Annotated in this window: 15 protein-coding genes; 11 read left to right on the forward strand and 4 right to left on the reverse strand. The window is 49.9% G+C overall.

The window, feature by feature from the left end; all coding sequences use genetic code 11:
• Positions 1 to 263: 263 nt before the first annotated feature.
• From hisD to hemL, 4 genes are all read left to right on the forward strand, one after another.
• Complete coding sequence (gene hisD / locus N5910_RS03360; RefSeq protein ID WP_261599776.1) at positions 264 to 1,538, forward strand: histidinol dehydrogenase; 1,275 nt, start codon at positions 264 to 266, stop codon at positions 1,536 to 1,538.
• 4 nt (positions 1,539 to 1,542) lie between these two features.
• Positions 1,543 to 2,856 carry an aspartate--tRNA(Asn) ligase gene (gene aspS / locus N5910_RS03365; protein WP_074358716.1) on the forward strand — a complete coding sequence of 438 codons (1,314 nt, stop codon included), beginning with the start codon at positions 1,543 to 1,545 and terminating at the stop codon, positions 2,854 to 2,856.
• Positions 2,857 to 2,867: 11 nt separating this feature from the next.
• Complete coding sequence (locus N5910_RS03370; protein WP_074358717.1) at positions 2,868 to 3,488, forward strand: cobalt-precorrin-8 methylmutase; 621 nt, start codon at positions 2,868 to 2,870, stop codon at positions 3,486 to 3,488.
• Between the two features lie 63 nt (positions 3,489 to 3,551).
• Positions 3,552 to 4,817, forward strand: a complete 1,266-nt coding sequence (hemL, locus tag N5910_RS03375; RefSeq protein WP_074358718.1) for a glutamate-1-semialdehyde 2,1-aminomutase — start codon at positions 3,552 to 3,554, stop codon at positions 4,815 to 4,817.
• Between the two features lie 117 nt (positions 4,818 to 4,934).
• Here the strand turns inward: hemL and N5910_RS03380 are convergent, their stop codons facing one another.
• Together N5910_RS03380 and N5910_RS03385 are read right to left on the reverse strand one after the other, a co-directional pair.
• Positions 4,935 to 5,513 carry a hypothetical protein gene (locus N5910_RS03380; RefSeq protein WP_191216442.1) on the reverse strand — a complete coding sequence of 193 codons (579 nt, stop codon included), beginning with the start codon at positions 5,511 to 5,513 and terminating at the stop codon, positions 4,935 to 4,937.
• A 99-nt stretch (positions 5,514 to 5,612) separates the two neighbouring features.
• Positions 5,613 to 6,323: a DUF4012 domain-containing protein gene (locus N5910_RS03385; RefSeq protein ID WP_191216443.1), complete on the reverse strand. Its 711-nt coding sequence runs from the start codon at positions 6,321 to 6,323 to the stop codon at positions 5,613 to 5,615.
• 274 nt (positions 6,324 to 6,597) lie between these two features.
• Here N5910_RS03385 and mtxX point away from each other — a divergent pair, with 274 nt between their 5' ends.
• The 3 genes from mtxX (at position 6,598) to N5910_RS03400 (ending at position 8,915) form a co-directional block, all read left to right on the forward strand.
• Positions 6,598 to 7,302 (forward strand): methanogenesis marker protein Mmp4/MtxX, encoded by a 705-nt coding sequence (mtxX, locus tag N5910_RS03390; RefSeq protein ID WP_191216444.1) that lies wholly within the window; start codon positions 6,598 to 6,600, stop codon positions 7,300 to 7,302.
• Between the two features lie 47 nt (positions 7,303 to 7,349).
• Positions 7,350 to 8,117 (forward strand): polyprenyl diphosphate synthase, encoded by a 768-nt coding sequence (uppS, locus tag N5910_RS03395; protein WP_191216445.1) that lies wholly within the window; start codon positions 7,350 to 7,352, stop codon positions 8,115 to 8,117.
• Positions 8,118 to 8,219: 102 nt separating this feature from the next.
• Positions 8,220 to 8,915 carry a YchF/TatD family DNA exonuclease gene (locus N5910_RS03400; RefSeq protein WP_315901951.1) on the forward strand — a complete coding sequence of 232 codons (696 nt, stop codon included), beginning with the start codon at positions 8,220 to 8,222 and terminating at the stop codon, positions 8,913 to 8,915.
• Positions 8,916 to 9,060: 145 nt separating this feature from the next.
• Here the strand turns inward: N5910_RS03400 and N5910_RS03405 are convergent, their stop codons facing one another.
• The gene (locus N5910_RS03405) at positions 9,061 to 9,420 is read right to left on the reverse strand and encodes a carboxymuconolactone decarboxylase family protein (RefSeq protein WP_191216446.1); all 360 of its coding nucleotides are present in this window, start codon (positions 9,418 to 9,420) and stop codon (positions 9,061 to 9,063) included.
• An 86-nt stretch (positions 9,421 to 9,506) separates the two neighbouring features.
• On the opposite strand from N5910_RS03405, the gene N5910_RS03410 reads away from it, so the two are divergent.
• The 3 genes from N5910_RS03410 (at position 9,507) to N5910_RS03420 (ending at position 14,884) form a co-directional block, all read left to right on the forward strand.
• Positions 9,507 to 10,157, forward strand: a complete 651-nt coding sequence (locus N5910_RS03410; RefSeq protein ID WP_191216447.1) for a 2,5-diamino-6-(ribosylamino)-4(3H)-pyrimidinone 5'-phosphate reductase — start codon at positions 9,507 to 9,509, stop codon at positions 10,155 to 10,157.
• Between the two features lie 59 nt (positions 10,158 to 10,216).
• Complete coding sequence (locus tag N5910_RS03415; protein WP_191216448.1) at positions 10,217 to 10,753, forward strand: DUF483 domain-containing protein; 537 nt, start codon at positions 10,217 to 10,219, stop codon at positions 10,751 to 10,753.
• A 237-nt stretch (positions 10,754 to 10,990) separates the two neighbouring features.
• Positions 10,991 to 14,884 carry a cobaltochelatase subunit CobN gene (locus tag N5910_RS03420; protein ID WP_261599777.1) on the forward strand — a complete coding sequence of 1,298 codons (3,894 nt, stop codon included), beginning with the start codon at positions 10,991 to 10,993 and terminating at the stop codon, positions 14,882 to 14,884.
• 63 nt (positions 14,885 to 14,947) lie between these two features.
• Here N5910_RS03420 and N5910_RS03425 read toward each other — a convergent pair whose 3' ends face one another.
• Entirely contained in the window at positions 14,948 to 15,871 is a 924-nt protein-coding gene (locus N5910_RS03425; RefSeq protein WP_261599778.1) for a hypothetical protein, read from the reverse strand.
• A gap of 240 nt (positions 15,872 to 16,111) precedes the next feature.
• Here N5910_RS03425 and N5910_RS03430 point away from each other — a divergent pair, with 240 nt between their 5' ends.
• On the forward strand, positions 16,112 to 16,744 hold the full coding sequence (locus tag N5910_RS03430; protein WP_191216449.1) for a hypothetical protein: 633 nt from the start codon (positions 16,112 to 16,114) through the stop codon (positions 16,742 to 16,744).
• Positions 16,745 to 16,796 lie beyond the last annotated feature (52 nt).

Raw genomic sequence — 16,796 nt, forward strand, 5'->3', positions numbered from 1 at the left:
CCCTTACCAAAATCGAAGATACAGTATTCATTAATAAAAAAAAACATGACACTTCAGTCCTTTATATGAACAGATTTTAACCATGTTTAATATTGATGTAAGATGGGGGAAATAAATCTATTTATTACTCCAATTTTTCAGAATATTAAATTCAGCACTGTGCCTGCCTGCCGGTTAAACTAATTAATTATTTCTGATAACCCTTAAAAGGAGCGGCACCATAAAACTAATTATTTATATCAATCTCATGGAGGATCATCCCGATGAAGATAACAGACTTTGATCCTGATAGGATTCAGGAACTTGTTGAAAGGTCAAGGATAGACGTTGATGATGTGCTTGGACCGGTAACCGAAATCATAGGCAGGGTGAGGTCAGAGGGTGACCGAGCCCTCAGGGAGCTTACAGAGAAATTTGACGGCGTCTCACCTGAAAACTTCCTTGTTGATGGGAAGGAGATAGAGGCAGCCCATGAAAGACTCGACCCTGATGTTAGGGGGGCCCTTGAGGATGCAGCATCGAATATAGAAGCATTCCACAGGCTCCAGCTGCCATCAGGGTGGATGGAGGAGGTGAGGCCCGGTGTAATGGCAGGGCAGATAGTAAGGCCCCTTGAGAGTGCCGGCTGCTACATCCCCGGTGGAAGGGCTGTTTACCCGTCAACGGTCCTCATGACGGTCATCCCGGCAAGGATAGCCGGTGTGGGAAGGATAGTCTGCTGCACACCACCTGGAAGGGATGGTTCAGTTTCGGATGCCATCCTCGTGGCGGCTGACCTTGCAGGTGCAGATGAGATATACCGGGTCGGGGGTGCCCAGGCAATCGCTGCAATGGCCTACGGCACAGAGACCATAATGCCCGTGGACAAGATAGTGGGGCCGGGGAACATATTCGTGACCGCAGCAAAGAAGCTGGTCTACGGGGACGTGGATATTGACTTTCCTGCAGGACCATCAGAGGTCCTCATAATAGCCGATGAAACCGCGGACCCCGACTACATCGCATATGAGATACTTGCCCAGGCAGAACATGACCCGCAGGCTGCAAGTGTACTTGTAACTGATTCAGAGGGACTTGCAGAGGATGTGAATGACAGGGTCCGTGAAAATATTAAATACATGGAAAGGGCCACTATAATAGAGGAGTCCCTTGAGAGATACGGGATGATAGTTATAACCTCAGACCTTGATGAGGCTGTGGAATTCAGCAACCACTACGCACCCGAACACCTTGTTATAATGACAGCTTCCCCTGAGGAAACCCTCAGGGATGTAAGGAACGCCGGATCCATATTCCTGGGTGAACTCTCACCGGTCGCTGCAGGGGATTATGGTTCAGGCACAAACCACGTGCTCCCGACGGCAGGCTGCGCAAGGATGTATTCGGGGCTGTCCACAGAGTCATTCATAAAAAAACCAACAGTGCAGAAAATAACACATGAAGGCCTTAAAAATATCAAAGACACTGTTCTGAAACTTGCAGAATATGAAGGCCTCTATGCACATGCAGAATCATTCAGGAAAAGATTGGAGAGGTGATTTAATGTTACTAGGAGATCTTCGAAGAAGTCACTATTCAAAGGACATAGACCCGGGGATGGATGGAGAGGAAGTCACGGTCATGGGCTGGGTCCATGAGATAAGGGACCTTGGAGGAATAATATTCGTTCTTCTAAGGGACAGGGACGGACTCCTCCAGATAACAGCCCCCAGCAAAAAGATTGACGAGGAGCTCTTCAAATCCATCAGGAAACTTAAAAAGGAATCAGTGGTGGCATTTAAGGGTAAGGTGCAGGAGTCAGGCAAGGCACCGGGCGGATTTGAGGTGATACCCTCCTACCTGAGGGTGCTCAGCCCATCAAAACAGCCACTCCCCCTGGACCCCACAGAGAAGGTGAAGGCTGAGATAGACACGAGGCTTGATGCAAGGTTCCTGGACCTTCGAAAGCCGGGTGTAAGTGCAATATTCAAGATAAAAAGCAGGATGCTGCATTCAGTCCGCGTATTCCTCGAAGAAAATGATTTCCTTGAAATAAACACCCCAAAACTCGTGGCATCCGCCACAGAGGGGGGCACGGAGCTCTTCCCCATAACCTACTTTGAGAGGGAGGCCTTCCTTGGTCAGAGCCCCCAGCTCTACAAGCAGATGATGATGGCAACCGGCCTTGACCGTGTATATGAAATCGCACCCATATTCCGTGCAGAGGAACACGACACCCTCAGGCACCTCAATGAGGTCATCTCCATCGACATAGAGGCATCCTTCCTTGACCATGAGGATGTCATGAAGATACTTGAGAACCTCGTTGTAAGGGTCATTGAGGACGTCAACGAGCACTGCTCGGATGCACTGGAAACCCTTGGAAGGGAACTTGAGGTCCCTGAAATACCCTTTGAGAGGATAGAATACGATGAGGCGGTTGAGATGGTTAACTCAAAGGGGGTCCCCATGAAGCACGGCGAGGACCTGCCGAGGGCGGCTGAGAAGGCCCTTGGTGAGATAATGGATGGCTACTACTTCATAACCTCCTGGCCGACAGCAATAAAGCCCTTCTATGTCATGCCTGATGAGGATGAACCCGAGAGGAGCCATGCCTTTGACCTGATGTACCGCGACCTTGAGATATCCTCGGGTGCCATGAGGGTGCACCAGCACGACCTCCTTGTTGAGAAGATCAGGAGGCAGGGACTGAACCCTGAATCCTTTAAGAGCTACCTTGAAGCCTTTGAGTACGGGATGCCTCCCCATGCAGGGTGGGGACTTGGAGCTGAGAGATTCAACATGACCCTCACTGGCCTTAAGAACATAAGGGAAACAGTGCTCTTCCCCAGGGACAGGAGGAGGCTCACACCGTAGGTGATAGAGTGATGGGTGCATCCACAGGCCAGGGCTATGAGATTGCTAGAAAGAGCAGGGAGATAGTCAGGGAACTCATAGGGAATGACATAGCCGGTTTAGGGGAAGAGGAGGCTGCCATAGTTGAGAGGATAGTTCACTCCACGGCGGACCCTGAATATGCAAGGATTACAAGGTTCAGCAGTGACTTTGTACAGGCAGCCCTGGGGTCCCTCAGGGAATCGGGGAGCATACTCACCGATATTGAAATGGTTCGGGCCGGTATAACAGGCGACAGGGCGGTGTCCTTCATCAGGAGGCCTGAGGTTGCGGAGATTGCAGCCGGCAGGGAAATCACAAGGGCCGCCGCCGCGGTGGAGTACGCTGCAGAGAAGGGCTTCAGGGGGCTCATCGTCATTGGAAACGCACCCACAGCCCTCATGAAGGTAATTGAACTTGTAGAAGACGGGTCACTGGATGCAGATGCTGTTATAGGTGTTCCTGTAGGCTTTGTAGGTGCTGCAGAGTCAAAGGAGGCCCTCCGGAGGACAGAACTACCCCACATGATAACGGAGGGCCCCAAGGGGGGGACTCCCGTGGCTGTGGCTGCAGCAAATGCGCTCATAGCCCTTTCGGAGGGTAGGAAGGTTTAGAGTGGAGCAGTTAAAGGTTTTCGGATTTTATGTTACTTGAAGACTGGTTCAGAGGGATCTTGTATGAATTCAGAGGAACTTTTTAGAATGGCTCAGGATGTTCTGCCAGGCGGTGTGAGTTCACCTGTAAGGAGGTTTGAACCATACCCTTTCTTTGCAGCCGGTGGCAGAGGATGCGTACTTGAAAGTGTTGATGGCGTGGAATACATAGACTACTGTCTGGCCTATGGGCCCCTTATACTTGGACATGCCCATCCAGAGGTTGTTGAGGCGGTCACCCGTCAGATCAGGAGGGGAACCGCCTATGGTGTCCCATCGGAAGGTGAAGTAGAACTTGCAGGGATGATAATAGACAGGGTGCCCTGCGCGGAGATGGTCCGCTTCATGAACTCTGGTACCGAGGCAACCATGGCTGCTGTGAGACTTGCAAGAGCATTCACGGGCAGGGATAAGATAGTTAAATTTGAGGGGTCATACCACGGAGCCCACGACTACGTCCTTGTAAAACCAGGATCCGGTGCAGCGGCAGCCCCTGACTCCCCCGGGATACCCGGGGCAACGGTGAGCAACACCCTCACAGCCCCCTTTAATGATGAGGAGGCAATGGTTGAACTCATGGAGGAGATGGGCCCTGAAATAGCCTGCATAATGGTGGAGCCGGTTATGGGTAACGTCGGGTGTATAGAACCCATGAACGGTTACCTCCAGTTCCTCAGGGACATAACCATGGAGAACGACATACTCCTAATATTTGATGAGGTTATCACAGGGTTCAGGGTTGCGGCTGGAGGGGCCCAGGAGTACTATGGTGTTGAACCTGACCTGGTTACACTGGGAAAAATTGCCGGTGGAGGGTTCCCTATGGGCGTACTTGCAGGTAAAAGGGAGATAATGGAGAATATAGCGCCTGCAGGACCAGTATACCAGGCAGGGACCTTCAACGGAAACCCTGTATCGGTAGCTGCAGGTATCAGAACCCTTCAGCTCCTTGATGAAGACCTTTACCATGGACTTGAAAGGATGGGCTCATATATGAGGGGAGGTTTAAGGGACATCCTCTCGGACCTTGACCTGAACTATCAGGTTGCAGGCCTTGCATCAATGTTCCAGGTCTACTTTACAGGGGAGGAGGTCACAGACTACAGGACCGCCAGGACCTCTGACACTGAACTCTTTATGAGGTACTTCCACTCCCTCCTTGATGGTGGGGTGTTCATACCACCGTCACAGTTTGAGTGCTGCTTCATATCAGCCGCACATGAGATGGAGCACGCTGACAGAACCCTTGAGGCTGTTGAAGCAGCCCTGAGGGAATGTCAGGGGCACTGATTCACCCAGTGTCCCCTAAGAATGAATTTTTTTTTGATTCTTCTGGTGTTTGCCTGAGATGAATTCAGTGAACGTTAAAAAAATTCTTTGAGACCTGTCTGATAATTTGCAGGGTCTTCATGTTAACTTTATTGCGAAAAAGAAGTATACGAAACATATTGCTATAAAAATAAGCAGAATTGTAACTGCGGTCTTCAGGAACCGGCTGTTAAGGGAACTTCTGCCATCGAGTTCAGCCATCATGTCCCTCTGCTCACGTACCTGTGATATGAAGTTTTCAGTCTTAACACCTGTACCCGTTACAAGGTTACCTTCAATGATCTCCTCATCAAGGAGTTCGTTCACAAGTTTCTTCTGTTTTCTGACATCATCCAGGATTCTTTTCTCGGCAACAAAGTCCATGAGGGACCATTTACCATCTGTTATTTCCTCCAGGGTTTTCTTCTCGTTTTCGATGCTCTCTGATAGATCCTTCAGAATGTTTAACTTCCGGTCATCAGCATATTCAACGTAATCACCGGAGCTTTCACTGGGTTCTTCATAAACCTCTTCCAGTCGCCGATGATATTCCAGCAAACCTCCACATTCGCAGGAATCAAAATCAGATGGACTTTCACCGGCTTTCAGCTGATAGTAGCCTCCACAGTTTGTGCAGATCAGGTAACCCCCGGATTTTTCACTGTCATTCAAAGACAAGGTAATCCCCCAGAGTCTATATCTACATTCTGATAGTTAAGTTTTGCGCTTAATGATCCGGTTTACCAGTTTACTGTAAAATAAAAAATATATGTGGGGTTAGGTGGTTGCCCTTTCTATCCCGGTTGAAATCAGGAACTGGATAAACGCCCCCTGGGGTACCACAACAATGTTGCCCTGCTGGTACTGCTGTATACCTGCATTTACAAGGGCGATGTACTTTGACCTGTCCTTTGTTGCATTGAATATTGCCTTCATCAGGGACTGGACCGCGGGGCCCCTTGAGGAGCCCTGCCTCTGCTCATCCCTCAGGAAGTTTATACTGTTACCTGAGACATAGCCCTGTCCTTCAACATATACAGGTCCTATGGCCTGCAGTATTCCGTCAACTGCCTGTGGGGTGACTATGACCACGATATCTGTCTTCACGCCGGTATTGTATTCAACTATTTCCTGGGCCAGCCTGACCCCCTTCTCTGTGTCCGCTTCCCAGAGGGAGTCGTGGAGTAACCATCTGTTCACTCCCTGAGCCCTGAGTGCAGCGGGGGGCTCCGCGGTGGGGTGGGCCATGTTGTGTGGGTAGACTGCGGTTACATTGGTTATGTTACCGTTATTCAGGGTTAATATGAATGCCATGTCAACGGCACCGATTCCTGATCTTGGTTCGCTTGGATCTGCGCAGAGCAGAAGGACGTGTTTCTCTCCGATAAATACGTTCTGGGAATTTGTAATGTAATTCTCATATGTTAAAACTGAAAGACCGATAATTACAATGAACAGTCCTAGGATTATCTTGTTCTTGGTATCCATAGTTTTACCTTCCTCTTCTTTTTTGAAGGATAATTAGGATTTTAATGGATCTGCATATTATTTTTCTGTTAACCTAAAAATCTATTTCCAGATCTTTCATATAAATTTAGCGCCGTGGTTGGCGGAACATTTATAATCAATAGGACACCACCATTATATATATTGTTATGATACTCTAAATGCACCTTAACCTGACTGAAGACAGTGGCTGAACACCCTCCCTAAAAGGAGGCCCGAATTATGAGCCAGTAATACTGATAAAGGGGCTTTCTAAATGAAGATCATTGCCGGTGCCGGGGACAACACCGAGATTGAGAAGGCAGCTGAAGCCGTTGATTTTCACGTTGAACTTGTTCACTCCTCTGAGGAGTTCATCAGACACATAAAAGAGGAGGATGCAGACGCATACGTAAGGGGGTCCCTGCCATCTGCGGACATAATATCAGAGCTCAAGGGGGAGGGCCCCCTCAGGAGGGCATCATGGATAAAAACAGGCACAGGCAGCTTCCTCCTTGCACCCGTCGGTATAGATGAGGGGAGAAACCTTGAGGAAAGGGCTGAAATCGCATTAAGCGCCGCCAAATTCCTCATGAAAACAGGAACAGAACCGTGCATAGCCGTGATTTCAGGTGGAAGGGAGGGTGACCTTGGAAGGGCCCCTGAAATTGACAGGTCAATACGTGAGGGTGAAGCACTCACATCAATGATAAGGGATAAATATAAAGTTAAACACTACCACATACTGATAGAGGAAGCCGTTGGCGACGGGTGTAACATAATCATAGCACCCGACGGGATCACCGGTAACCTCATATTCAGATCACTGGTTCTCATCGGCAAGGCCAGAAGCTACGGCGCCGTTGCCCTGGGCTTCAAGGGAATTTTTATTGACACATCACGGTCCCAGACAAGGGAAGGCTATATAAGGGCACTGAACTTCGCCCACTGGCTTGCCACAAGGAGAACTGATCATGATTAAATTTTAAATTTCAGATGACCCGGAAAAACTGGAAGGGTAGATATGAGATGTCACCTTTAAAACCAATCTATAGACTATATGAATGGTACATATCCCGCAACCTCAAAAAAGAGAAGATGCCCAGACACATAGCAATCATAATGGACGGTAACAGACGATACTCACGGATCCATGGCAGCTTCGACCCCATTGAGGGCCATAAAAAGGGCATCGAGACCCTTGAAAAGGTCCTGGACTGGTGCGTTGACCTTGGCATAGAGATCGTAACAGCATATGCATTCTCAACAGAGAACTTTAAAAGGCCTGAAAGGGAAGTTAAAGGCCTCATGAACCTCTTCAAGGAAAACTTTGAGGCCATAACCAGCAATGAAAAGATACATAAAAACAGGGTCAGGGTCAAGGCTGTTGGCAAACTTGAACTCCTACCTGAGGACGTGAGAAGGGCCATAGAGGTGGCTGAGAAGTCAACGGAGCAGTACTCCGACCGCCTGGTGAACATAGCCATAGGCTATGATGGCAGGCAGGAGATAGTTGACGCTGCAAGGAAGATTGCAGAGGATGTGAAGGCAGGGAAAATAGAACTAGAGGACATCGATGAGGACCTGATAAACAGGAACCTCTACACAGCAGGCCTTGAGGACCCCCACCTTATTATAAGGACAAGCGGCGAGGAACGCCTCAGCGGCTTCCTCCTCTGGCAGTCCTCCTACTCGGAGCTCTACTTCTGCGACAGCCTCTGGCCTGAACTCAGAAAGGTGGACTTCCTGAGGGCTATAAGGTCATACCAGGAGAGGGAACGGAGATTCGGAACATAAACCCCTCATTTATTTTAAGATGTTCTTCTGGAGGTATCTTTCATTATAGATATTCACTGTCACCTTGACTTCAAGGACTTCAACAGAAACCGTGAAGAGGTTATTGAAAGGGCAAGAAAAAAACTTGACGCTGTTATAGACTCGGGGGTGGGTCCTGGAGGTAACAGGATGGCCCTTGAACTGGCATCACAGCACCCTGACTTCATATACGCCACCATGGGCTTCCACCCCACCGACGCATCCAAGGCAAGGAGGGAACTCATAGAAGAGGTTGTATCCCAGATAGAGTCCAGCATCGACAGGATAGTGGCCATAGGCGAGACAGGGATGGACTTCCATCATACCAGGGATCCGGGGGGTAGAAAAAAACAGGAGGATACCTTCAGGGTATTCGCGGGACTGGCGGCTGAATATGAAATGCCCCTCGTGGTCCATGCAAGGGATGCGGAGGAAAGGGCCCTTGAGGCAGTGCTTGATTACAGCATCCCTCTGGTGGTATTTCACTGTTACAGCGGAAGCCATGAAACAGCCCGCAGGATAATTGATGAGGGCTACTATATATCGGTGCCTACCATGGTTGTATTCTCGGAGCACCACATGGACCTCGTGGAGAAGCTACCCCTTGAGAACATCTTAACAGAAACAGACAGCCCCTACCTCTCACCCTTCAGGGGTAAACGTAACGAACCGGCCTTCGTTGAGGAGGCTGTTAAAAAGATAGCCGAGATCAAGGACATTAAGGTAGGGGAAGCTGACAGGATAACCACTGAAAATGCAGGGAAGGTCTTTGGATTGTGATGGGGCTCATGGTTTTTTATAGGTAGTACCATGGGCCTGTCCTTTGATTTTGATGAGGATCTTGAATTGCTGTTATAGGTTTACCGGAGTCTCTGGGCTGTGATGAGGGTCGCGATGGCTTACTTTACCCTCCTGTTCTTATTTTTCAGTCTCTGAAGGCTTCCTTTGCTGCTATGGCCCCGTTTATCGCTGCAGGAAACCCTGCATAAACAGCCATCTGAATGATAACCTCTATTATTTCCTCCCTTGTGCAGCCAGCATTCAGGGCACCCTTAACATGACTCTTGAGCTGCTTCTCAGCCCCCAGAACCGTCAGCGCAGCGATTGTGATAAGCTCCCGGGTCTTAAGGTCAAGGCCCTTCCTTGAGTAAACATCACCGTATGCAAACTCAGCCACAAAACGTGAGAGGTCGGGGGATACCTCTTCAAGCTCCTCCTTAAGGGCCCTGTAGGATTCCCTGTTAATTGATTCAAGGATCTCCATCCCTCTCCTGTACCTGTCCATAATCTTAACCTCCTTTTATTGTGTGAATGACTGATTTATAGGATGATGGATATAATGTTATCAATACAGACATCTGAGGGAATAGGATGAGGCCCCACGTGATACTGAACGCTGCAATGACACTTGACGGGAAGATTGCAACAGAAACAGGAAGTTCAGAGATATCTGGAAGGGAGGACCTTGTAAGGGTCCATGAACTTCGAAGGGAGTCCGATGCCATAATGGTGGGTATCAACACGGTCCTTGCAGATGACCCCAGGCTGACCGTGCATAAAATAGATGCCAGTCCAGAGGAGAACCCAATCAGGGTGGTGGTTGACAGCAGGGCAAGGACACCCCCGCATTCAAGGGTGCTCAATAATGAGGCCCCCACCATAATAGCTGTCTCAGAGATGGCACCTGAAGGGAGGGTTTCTGTCCTCAGGGAGAGTGCCGATGTTATAGTCACTGGGGGGGAGAGGGTGGACCTTGAGGTGCTCATGGAGGAACTCCACAGGAGGGGTGTGAGGAAGCTGATGCTTGAGGGGGGTTCAACCCTGAATTACTCCATGATCACAGCAGGCCTGGTGGATGAGGTCAGGGTCTGCATAGCACCCATGATTGTGGGTGGCGAGGCTGCAAGGACACTGGTGGATGGTGAGGGCATAAAGGATATGGCTGATGCAGTCAGACTTGAACTCATAAAACACTACACCCTCGGAAAGGACCTTGTACTTGAGTACAGGGTGAAGGTGTGATCCGGTGGAATGCCGGTGAACTATGATTCTGTCAGGTACCAGGATAAAGATGTGGTCTTATGCTTGAAAAGGTCTATGAAAGGATAGTCAGGATAAGGGATGATGGTTGCAGGGATTGCCTGAGTGTTATATGCCGTATGGATGACTTCCAGTTCAACCAGCTGATGTCAAGGCTCCAGCTGGAGATTGAGATAACGAGAAAGTATAATCCGCCAACAAGGCCGGCCCTTGACCCTGTGATCTCAACCGAACTTGGGGTTTACAGGGGTGATGATGAGAATATAGGACGCCTCCTGGGGTACCCTGAATGCTGTATCAGGAGCTTCTCAGAGGATACAAGGTACGCCATTGATGAGGATCACCTTGAGGAGCTGGCTGAACTGGAGGTGCCAGGGGATGCATGTGCGGTTGTACTCCCATCAGGTTTCATACCCTGCAGCCTCAGATGCAAGGAGGCCTGGGAGAGGAAGCTGATAGCCTTCGCTGACAGGGAGGATATGCGGCGCATCCTTGAACTCGAGGAAGAACTCAGAAGGGAACTCCCACACTTTCACATAGCCTATGATGAGTACTTTGAAAAGATAATCATAAAATAGTCTCCCTTATTTTTACAGTATCTCTCAGAATCCTCCACTGCATTTTCCTATCTGACCCAACCGGTCATTTAAGCTTCTCTAACAATCCAGTATTACATTTTCCAGGACTCCTTTAAATGTATTATTACTTAATTCATTTTAGTTAAGATTAAAGTACCCTTGAGAGTCATATCATCCATGTAAAATAATAAAGGAGGTGAAAATATCAGGAAATTCCTACTGGTCTTAATATTGATAATGACGATTTCAGTTCCAGCAGTATCTGCAGCAGATGATAACTCAACGGCAGATAACGGTACAAAGATGCTCAGGGATACAAATATGGTTGTGCTCATCACAGGCTGCGTTGTTGGAACAGTGGACCCCATAATGAACGATGCCTACAGGAACCTGACAGGCGAGGGCTACAACTTCAGCCTTAAAATCTACACCATGGACACATTCAACCTCAACTCAACGACCTCAGCCAGGTTCCGGCAGGACATAAGGGAGGCGGACATATTCTTCCTCTTCACAAGGCCAGGATACCCTGTTACCGGCATGAGCTACGGGACAGATTTCGATGCACCCGTTGACTTCCAGGCCCTTGCAGCGGACCTGAAACCAGGGGCAAGGATCTTCGTCCTCGGACCCGTAAAACCCAACGTTACAGGTGTCAATGTAACGAACCTTCCTGCCTATGGACCGGTAGCAGCACCTGCACTCTCATGTGAGAACGTGAAGAGAACACTGCTGGAGGTCCTGAGGCTCAGCGGTGCGGTGAACCTGACATCCAATGACACGAAACTCGTACCCGGCCTCCAGGACTTCCTATACCATCCAATGGCACCCGGGACATACACCGACAGGGAGGCCTACATGGACTGGTACCGCAGCACACCAATGTACAGGGCCGGGGCTCCATGGGTGGGTGTCGCCATACTCAACAGGTACTACCTTTCAGGTAATATGGACGTCTATGAGACACTCATACAGAAATTCGAGGCAAAGGGCCTCAACGTGATACCCTACTTCTACTGTTCGGATCCAATAGGAGCCTCAAGGCGCTTCTTCATGGACAACAACACATCGGTGATCGACGCACTTGTTGCATGCGTACAGTTCGGTTACTGGCCAGACAACCAGACAATAACATTCTTCACAGACCTCAACGTACCCGTCCAGGGCCCCCTCCCGGTCTTCCTCCAGACATCCCTTGAAGACTACATAGAGGGAGCAGAGAAGAAGGGTTTAAGGGGCCTTGAATACTACTGGCTTGCAATGTTCGAGATGCAGGGCCGTATAGAACCCATACTCATAGGGGGAAACAGGATAACAGGGACAGATCCCCTGACAGGGGTCACCCTCAAGGAATACGTTGCATATGAGCCCGGAGTGGACCAGCTTGTTAACAGAACCCTTGCCTGGGTTAACCTCAGGAACAAGGAGAACTGTGACAAGAGGATAGCCATGGTCTACTTTGACAGCACCCATGATGAGGGGATGCCGGCCACCAATGGACTCAACCTCTACGCCAGCCTCAGCAACATACTCCTTGCAATGAAGGCAGCAGGCTACAGGGTCGGCGACTCAAACCTCACCCCCGAGGCCATCTATGAGATGATAAACAGGGCAGGCAGGAACCCCCAGAACATGACACAGTCAGAACTCAGAAGACTCGTGGAAATCGGCTGCGTCACAGTACCCCTCCAGGATTACCTCAAATGGTATTCAGGACTGCCAGCATCACTCAGAAGACAGGTAGAGGCCATGTGGGGTCCCGCACCTGGCAACATCATGGTCTACAATGGAAGCATAGTCATACCGGGGATCATGATGGGCAACATATTCCTGGCTCCGCAGCCGGTCTGGAAGTGGAAGGGGACCATCCAGGGACTTGATGATGGAAAACTCCCACCCACACATCAGTTCATAGCATTCTACCTCTGGCTCAAGAAGGGGTTCAGGGCCGATGCGGTTGTACATATAGGACAGCACGGGACCCTGGAACTCCTCCCTGGAAACTTCAATGCAATGACAGAGAATGACTGGCCAAACACTCTCATAGGGGCCATGCCAAACATACACCTGCTTAAGATGGAGGACCCCCTTGAGGCCGTTATAAACCCGGCCAAGAGGAGGGCCTATGCGGTCACAGTATCCTACCTTGTACCCCCAGTCATAAGGACAGAGCTCTACGGCGTCTACCAGGAACTCGCTGATCTCCTAGGATCCTACACAGTCGCCGAGGCCGCAGGAGACACCGAGAGGATGACGGCCCTCGAATCCCTAATCCGTGATGGTGTCAGGAGGACGGGCCTTGAAACAAGGCTTGGAACTGGCAGCACAGCATCCTTCAGCGTACTCAGGGAAAAACTCCACGAGTACCTTGAGGAGCTTACAGGGATACTCACACCCTATGGACTCCACACCTTCGGCAGCCTGCCTGATGCAGAGATCCTTGAGAAGTTCATAGACTCAATAATCTCCTTTGACCCTGCGAACAGGACCTCCATGAGGGATGAGATAAGGAACCTTCTCATTCAGAGCGCAGCGAATGAGATGAACTCACTCCTCAGGGCCCTCAACTGTGAATTCATACAGCCGGTGACTGCAAAGAGCCCGGTTATCAACCTAGCCACACTCCCGACAGGACGTAACATGTACACCTTTGACCCATCAGCCATACCTGATCAGGCTGCCATGATTACAGGGTCAAGGGCTGCCGAGGAGATGCTCAGACGCTACCGGCAAGCCAGCAACGGCAGGTACCCTGAAACCGTTGCAGTGGACATAGGGGATGTTATATCAACGAATGGTCAGAGCATAGCAGCCATATTCTACTTCCTGGGAGTGAGACCTGTCTATGAGAGCGGAACCCTGATAGGAACAGAGATAATACCCCTGAGTGAACTTGGAAGGCCAAGGATCGATGTTCTTATAAGTGACTTCCACAACTTCAGGGGCCTCATACCAGGGGCTATGGATGTCATTGACAACACCATAAAGAGACTGGTCAGCCTCAACGAGCCTGCTGAACAGAACTATCTAAGGAAACACTACCTGGCTGTCAGGACAGATATCTACAACCAGGTGGTATCATCAGGGATGAACAGTTCAGAGGCGGAGGAACAGGCGGATCGGCTTGCAAGGACAAGGATATTCGGGCTTCCACCAGGGGCAGACCCCCATGGTGCAGGTGTCGACAGGATACTCTGGTCAAGGGATAACTGGACACCAGAGGAACTTGCAGAGACCTACCTGAGCTACTACTCATACGCCTATGGAAGGGGACTTAACGGTGTACAGAGCCCACGGCTCCTTGAGGCCCTCCTGAGGACAGTTGACACCAGCATAGTTATAATGCCATACAGGACACCAGGGGAGGGCACATGCCTCTACAGGGTCTCGGTGACCGTTAACTTCATGGTGAACTACCTCACAGGAAGGGATATAACGGGTTACATTGCAAGGACCGCATACGGAACACCGATCATAAGGACCCTCCAGGAGTCAACCTACGATGACCTTGCCGTGACACTCCTCAACCCGGTATGGGTGCAGGGCAAACTCAAGGATGGACCGTCTGGAAGCGTTTCAATAGCACTCCAGATAAGGGATCTCTTTACATCAGACGCCCTCGTGGATGTTGCATCAGCTGATGTCTGGAGGAGGATAGCTGAAACCTTCCTCCTTGACGCCTCGGTGAGGAGTCAGATGGACCCATCAGCGGTCCGGATGATTGCAGGGTACATCAGGCAGGCCTACACTAGGGATATGGTGCAGCTATCATCAGCCGAACTCAGCACCATCTCAGGGATATTCGGTGAGACTACCACTGGTGGTGAGACAGGCACACCACATGGAAAACCCCCAGTAACCGGACATGGAAGGGATTCACAGCCTGGAAGGACCCCTGGTGGTGTATCAGGAGTTTCAGTCGGAACATCAGCTGCAGCAAGAACTTCACAGTCTGCACAGGAGTCAGCATCCCTTGAAGCGCTAGGTAAAGAACCTGGAAAGGCTTATGAGGTTTCAACCCCTTCAAGGCCACAGGAATCAGCAGGAACACAGTTATATGCAATCCTGGGGGTTATTGGAATATTCTGTCTCCTTGGAGCAGGATACTTCTTCGGTCCGCTTAAAAAATAAACCCTATTTTATTTTTTTATTTAGCTATTATGATGGGGTCCTGGTTATTTTATATAAATGATTCTATGAGAATCTCCTGAAGTGCTGTGGATTGAAGCCGGCCTTCAGTATCAGATTCTTATCCTCACCTGTTAGTTCATTTTCACTGGTCGGGGGGACAGGTTTTCCCTTCCTTGCAAGGATAACACCACCCTTCCTCTGGGCACCCATAAACTTACCCGCGTCACCGTTTACAATCAGGTAACCGGACCTCATGTCAATCCCTGAAAAGTCATCACAGTCACCATCTATTATCACGGTGCCCCCGCTGAGGAGTGCCCCGGTGTTCTTACCTGCATCACCCTTGACCATCACTGTACCCCTCCTCATGAGTATCCCTGTTGAGAGATCCACATCTCCCTTGTGGATTATCTCGGCATCGGTATCCAGGCGGGCCCCCAGGGTGTCCCGGACGTGACCATCATCGATAACCATGCGGTTACCTGTTAGGGTGGCTCCAAGGAGTTTTTCACCACCATGACCCCCTGTAAGGACATCTGTAACTGAGATGAACTTCTTATATCCCCTGCGGTCAGATTTAACCTCTATGAGGTTACCTATCGGGTCCCTGACCTTGCCCCTGACATAGATGGTCCCGGAGACCATGCTTATACCCATGCGTGTATCCACGTCTCCATCAACGGTAAGGGTCCCTGCCATCACCGACCCTCCGGTCCCCCCGAAGTATTTGAGGTCTGCTCCCATGCTTGAGGCCAGCCGGTGACCTGCATCACCCTTTATCCTCACCTCCCCGCCACTCCTGACGTGCTCAACAACATCCCTGTAACTGTATTCTGTTCCTGGTATCAGCTGGTCGGGGTCAAGCTTCTCACCATGGTGCTGCCAGTAGAAGTTGTAGGTGAAGTCGGCTATACAGTCAACAGGACCGTCGGGTTCAAGTTCAATAAGGTTTCTCTCCTCTTTCTTCCTCCCAAAGATTCCAAACATTGAAGTCACCCCCTTTCCTGAATCCATGGTGTGGTTTTAAGGAACACCACTGAACTTATATTATTATGGGGCTCTGATAAACATTTACATATCATGGGGATCTGCTTTGAGGATGGTTATTCTGTCCCTGGAGAATTCATGCATGCCAGGGGGTGGCGGCGCCATTGGATTCGGAGGCTGGCTTTCTGCCCTGATAAACATTAACATATTTCAGGTGGGGATAGGATCTTTAGTGATGGAATGGATGATGGGAGGAGAAGAGAGATTCTGAGGTTCCTTGGAAGGATCGGTGTGGATACAAGGTTTGTGAGTGTAACCTCTGGGGGTGTGCTTATAAATAATCTGAGGTTTTCAAGGTTTTCAAGGAGGAGGGAGGAGACCTTCAGGAGGGAATTCCCTGACCTGGAGGTTGTACGCTCCAAGGTCTTTCAGAAGATCTGCTCAAGATCATCAAGGATCCTTGCATCATTCCTTGAGCCAAGGAGCAGGGTCTCTGTTGATGCTGAGGGTGAGCTGGCCCTGGCACTCTACACGGTCCTTGAACCCTACACAAGGAAGTACGGCATAGTCTTTGATGATGAAGGGATAAAGGCACGCCCCGAGACCCTTGACCATGCTGCTGCAGCAGTATTTGAAGATATGCTGGGGGGTGAAGGGATAAGGAATCATTACAGGTCATCGGGGAGCATAATATACCCCTTCATAACGGTGCCGGCTGAATGGATCGAGTCATGGCTTGGAACTAAAATAAGGGTGACGGATGACCCCATGGTTGAGAACTTTATGGAGTTCTTCAGCGCCAGGGTCCCCCAGTTCAGGGAGAAGCTGATGAAATCCCTCATCTATCTGGATGAGAATTCGCAAGGAAAATGACAAATCAGGTGACATTAAACCGGAACATCTCTGTCTTTTTCTCTGGATCTTC

The organism is Methanothermobacter wolfeii, from assembly GCF_025397995.1.
Classification (GTDB): domain Archaea; phylum Methanobacteriota; class Methanobacteria; order Methanobacteriales; family Methanothermobacteraceae; genus Methanothermobacter; species Methanothermobacter wolfei.

What these genes read in the sequence shown, in the direction of transcription:
- hisD (WP_261599776.1), top strand. Translation starts at nt 264, where the DNA reads ATGAAGATAACAGACTTTGATCCTGATAGGATTCAGGAACTTGTTGAA.
- aspS (WP_074358716.1), top strand. Translation starts at nt 1,543, where the DNA reads ATGTTACTAGGAGATCTTCGAAGAAGTCACTATTCAAAGGACATAGAC.
- N5910_RS03370 (WP_074358717.1), top strand. Translation starts at nt 2,868, where the DNA reads ATGGGTGCATCCACAGGCCAGGGCTATGAGATTGCTAGAAAGAGCAGG.
- hemL (WP_074358718.1), top strand. Translation starts at nt 3,552, where the DNA reads ATGAATTCAGAGGAACTTTTTAGAATGGCTCAGGATGTTCTGCCAGGC.
- N5910_RS03385 (WP_191216443.1), bottom strand. Translation starts at nt 6,323, where the DNA reads ATGGATACCAAGAACAAGATAATCCTAGGACTGTTCATTGTAATTATC.
- mtxX (WP_191216444.1), top strand. Translation starts at nt 6,598, where the DNA reads ATGAAGATCATTGCCGGTGCCGGGGACAACACCGAGATTGAGAAGGCA.
- uppS (WP_191216445.1), top strand. Translation starts at nt 7,350, where the DNA reads ATGTCACCTTTAAAACCAATCTATAGACTATATGAATGGTACATATCC.
- N5910_RS03405 (WP_191216446.1), bottom strand. Translation starts at nt 9,420, where the DNA reads ATGGACAGGTACAGGAGAGGGATGGAGATCCTTGAATCAATTAACAGG.
- N5910_RS03410 (WP_191216447.1), top strand. Translation starts at nt 9,507, where the DNA reads ATGAGGCCCCACGTGATACTGAACGCTGCAATGACACTTGACGGGAAG.
- N5910_RS03415 (WP_191216448.1), top strand. Translation starts at nt 10,217, where the DNA reads ATGCTTGAAAAGGTCTATGAAAGGATAGTCAGGATAAGGGATGATGGT.
- N5910_RS03420 (WP_261599777.1), top strand. Translation starts at nt 10,991, where the DNA reads ATGACGATTTCAGTTCCAGCAGTATCTGCAGCAGATGATAACTCAACG.
- N5910_RS03425 (WP_261599778.1), bottom strand. Translation starts at nt 15,871, where the DNA reads ATGTTTGGAATCTTTGGGAGGAAGAAAGAGGAGAGAAACCTTATTGAA.
- N5910_RS03430 (WP_191216449.1), top strand. Translation starts at nt 16,112, where the DNA reads ATGGATGATGGGAGGAGAAGAGAGATTCTGAGGTTCCTTGGAAGGATC.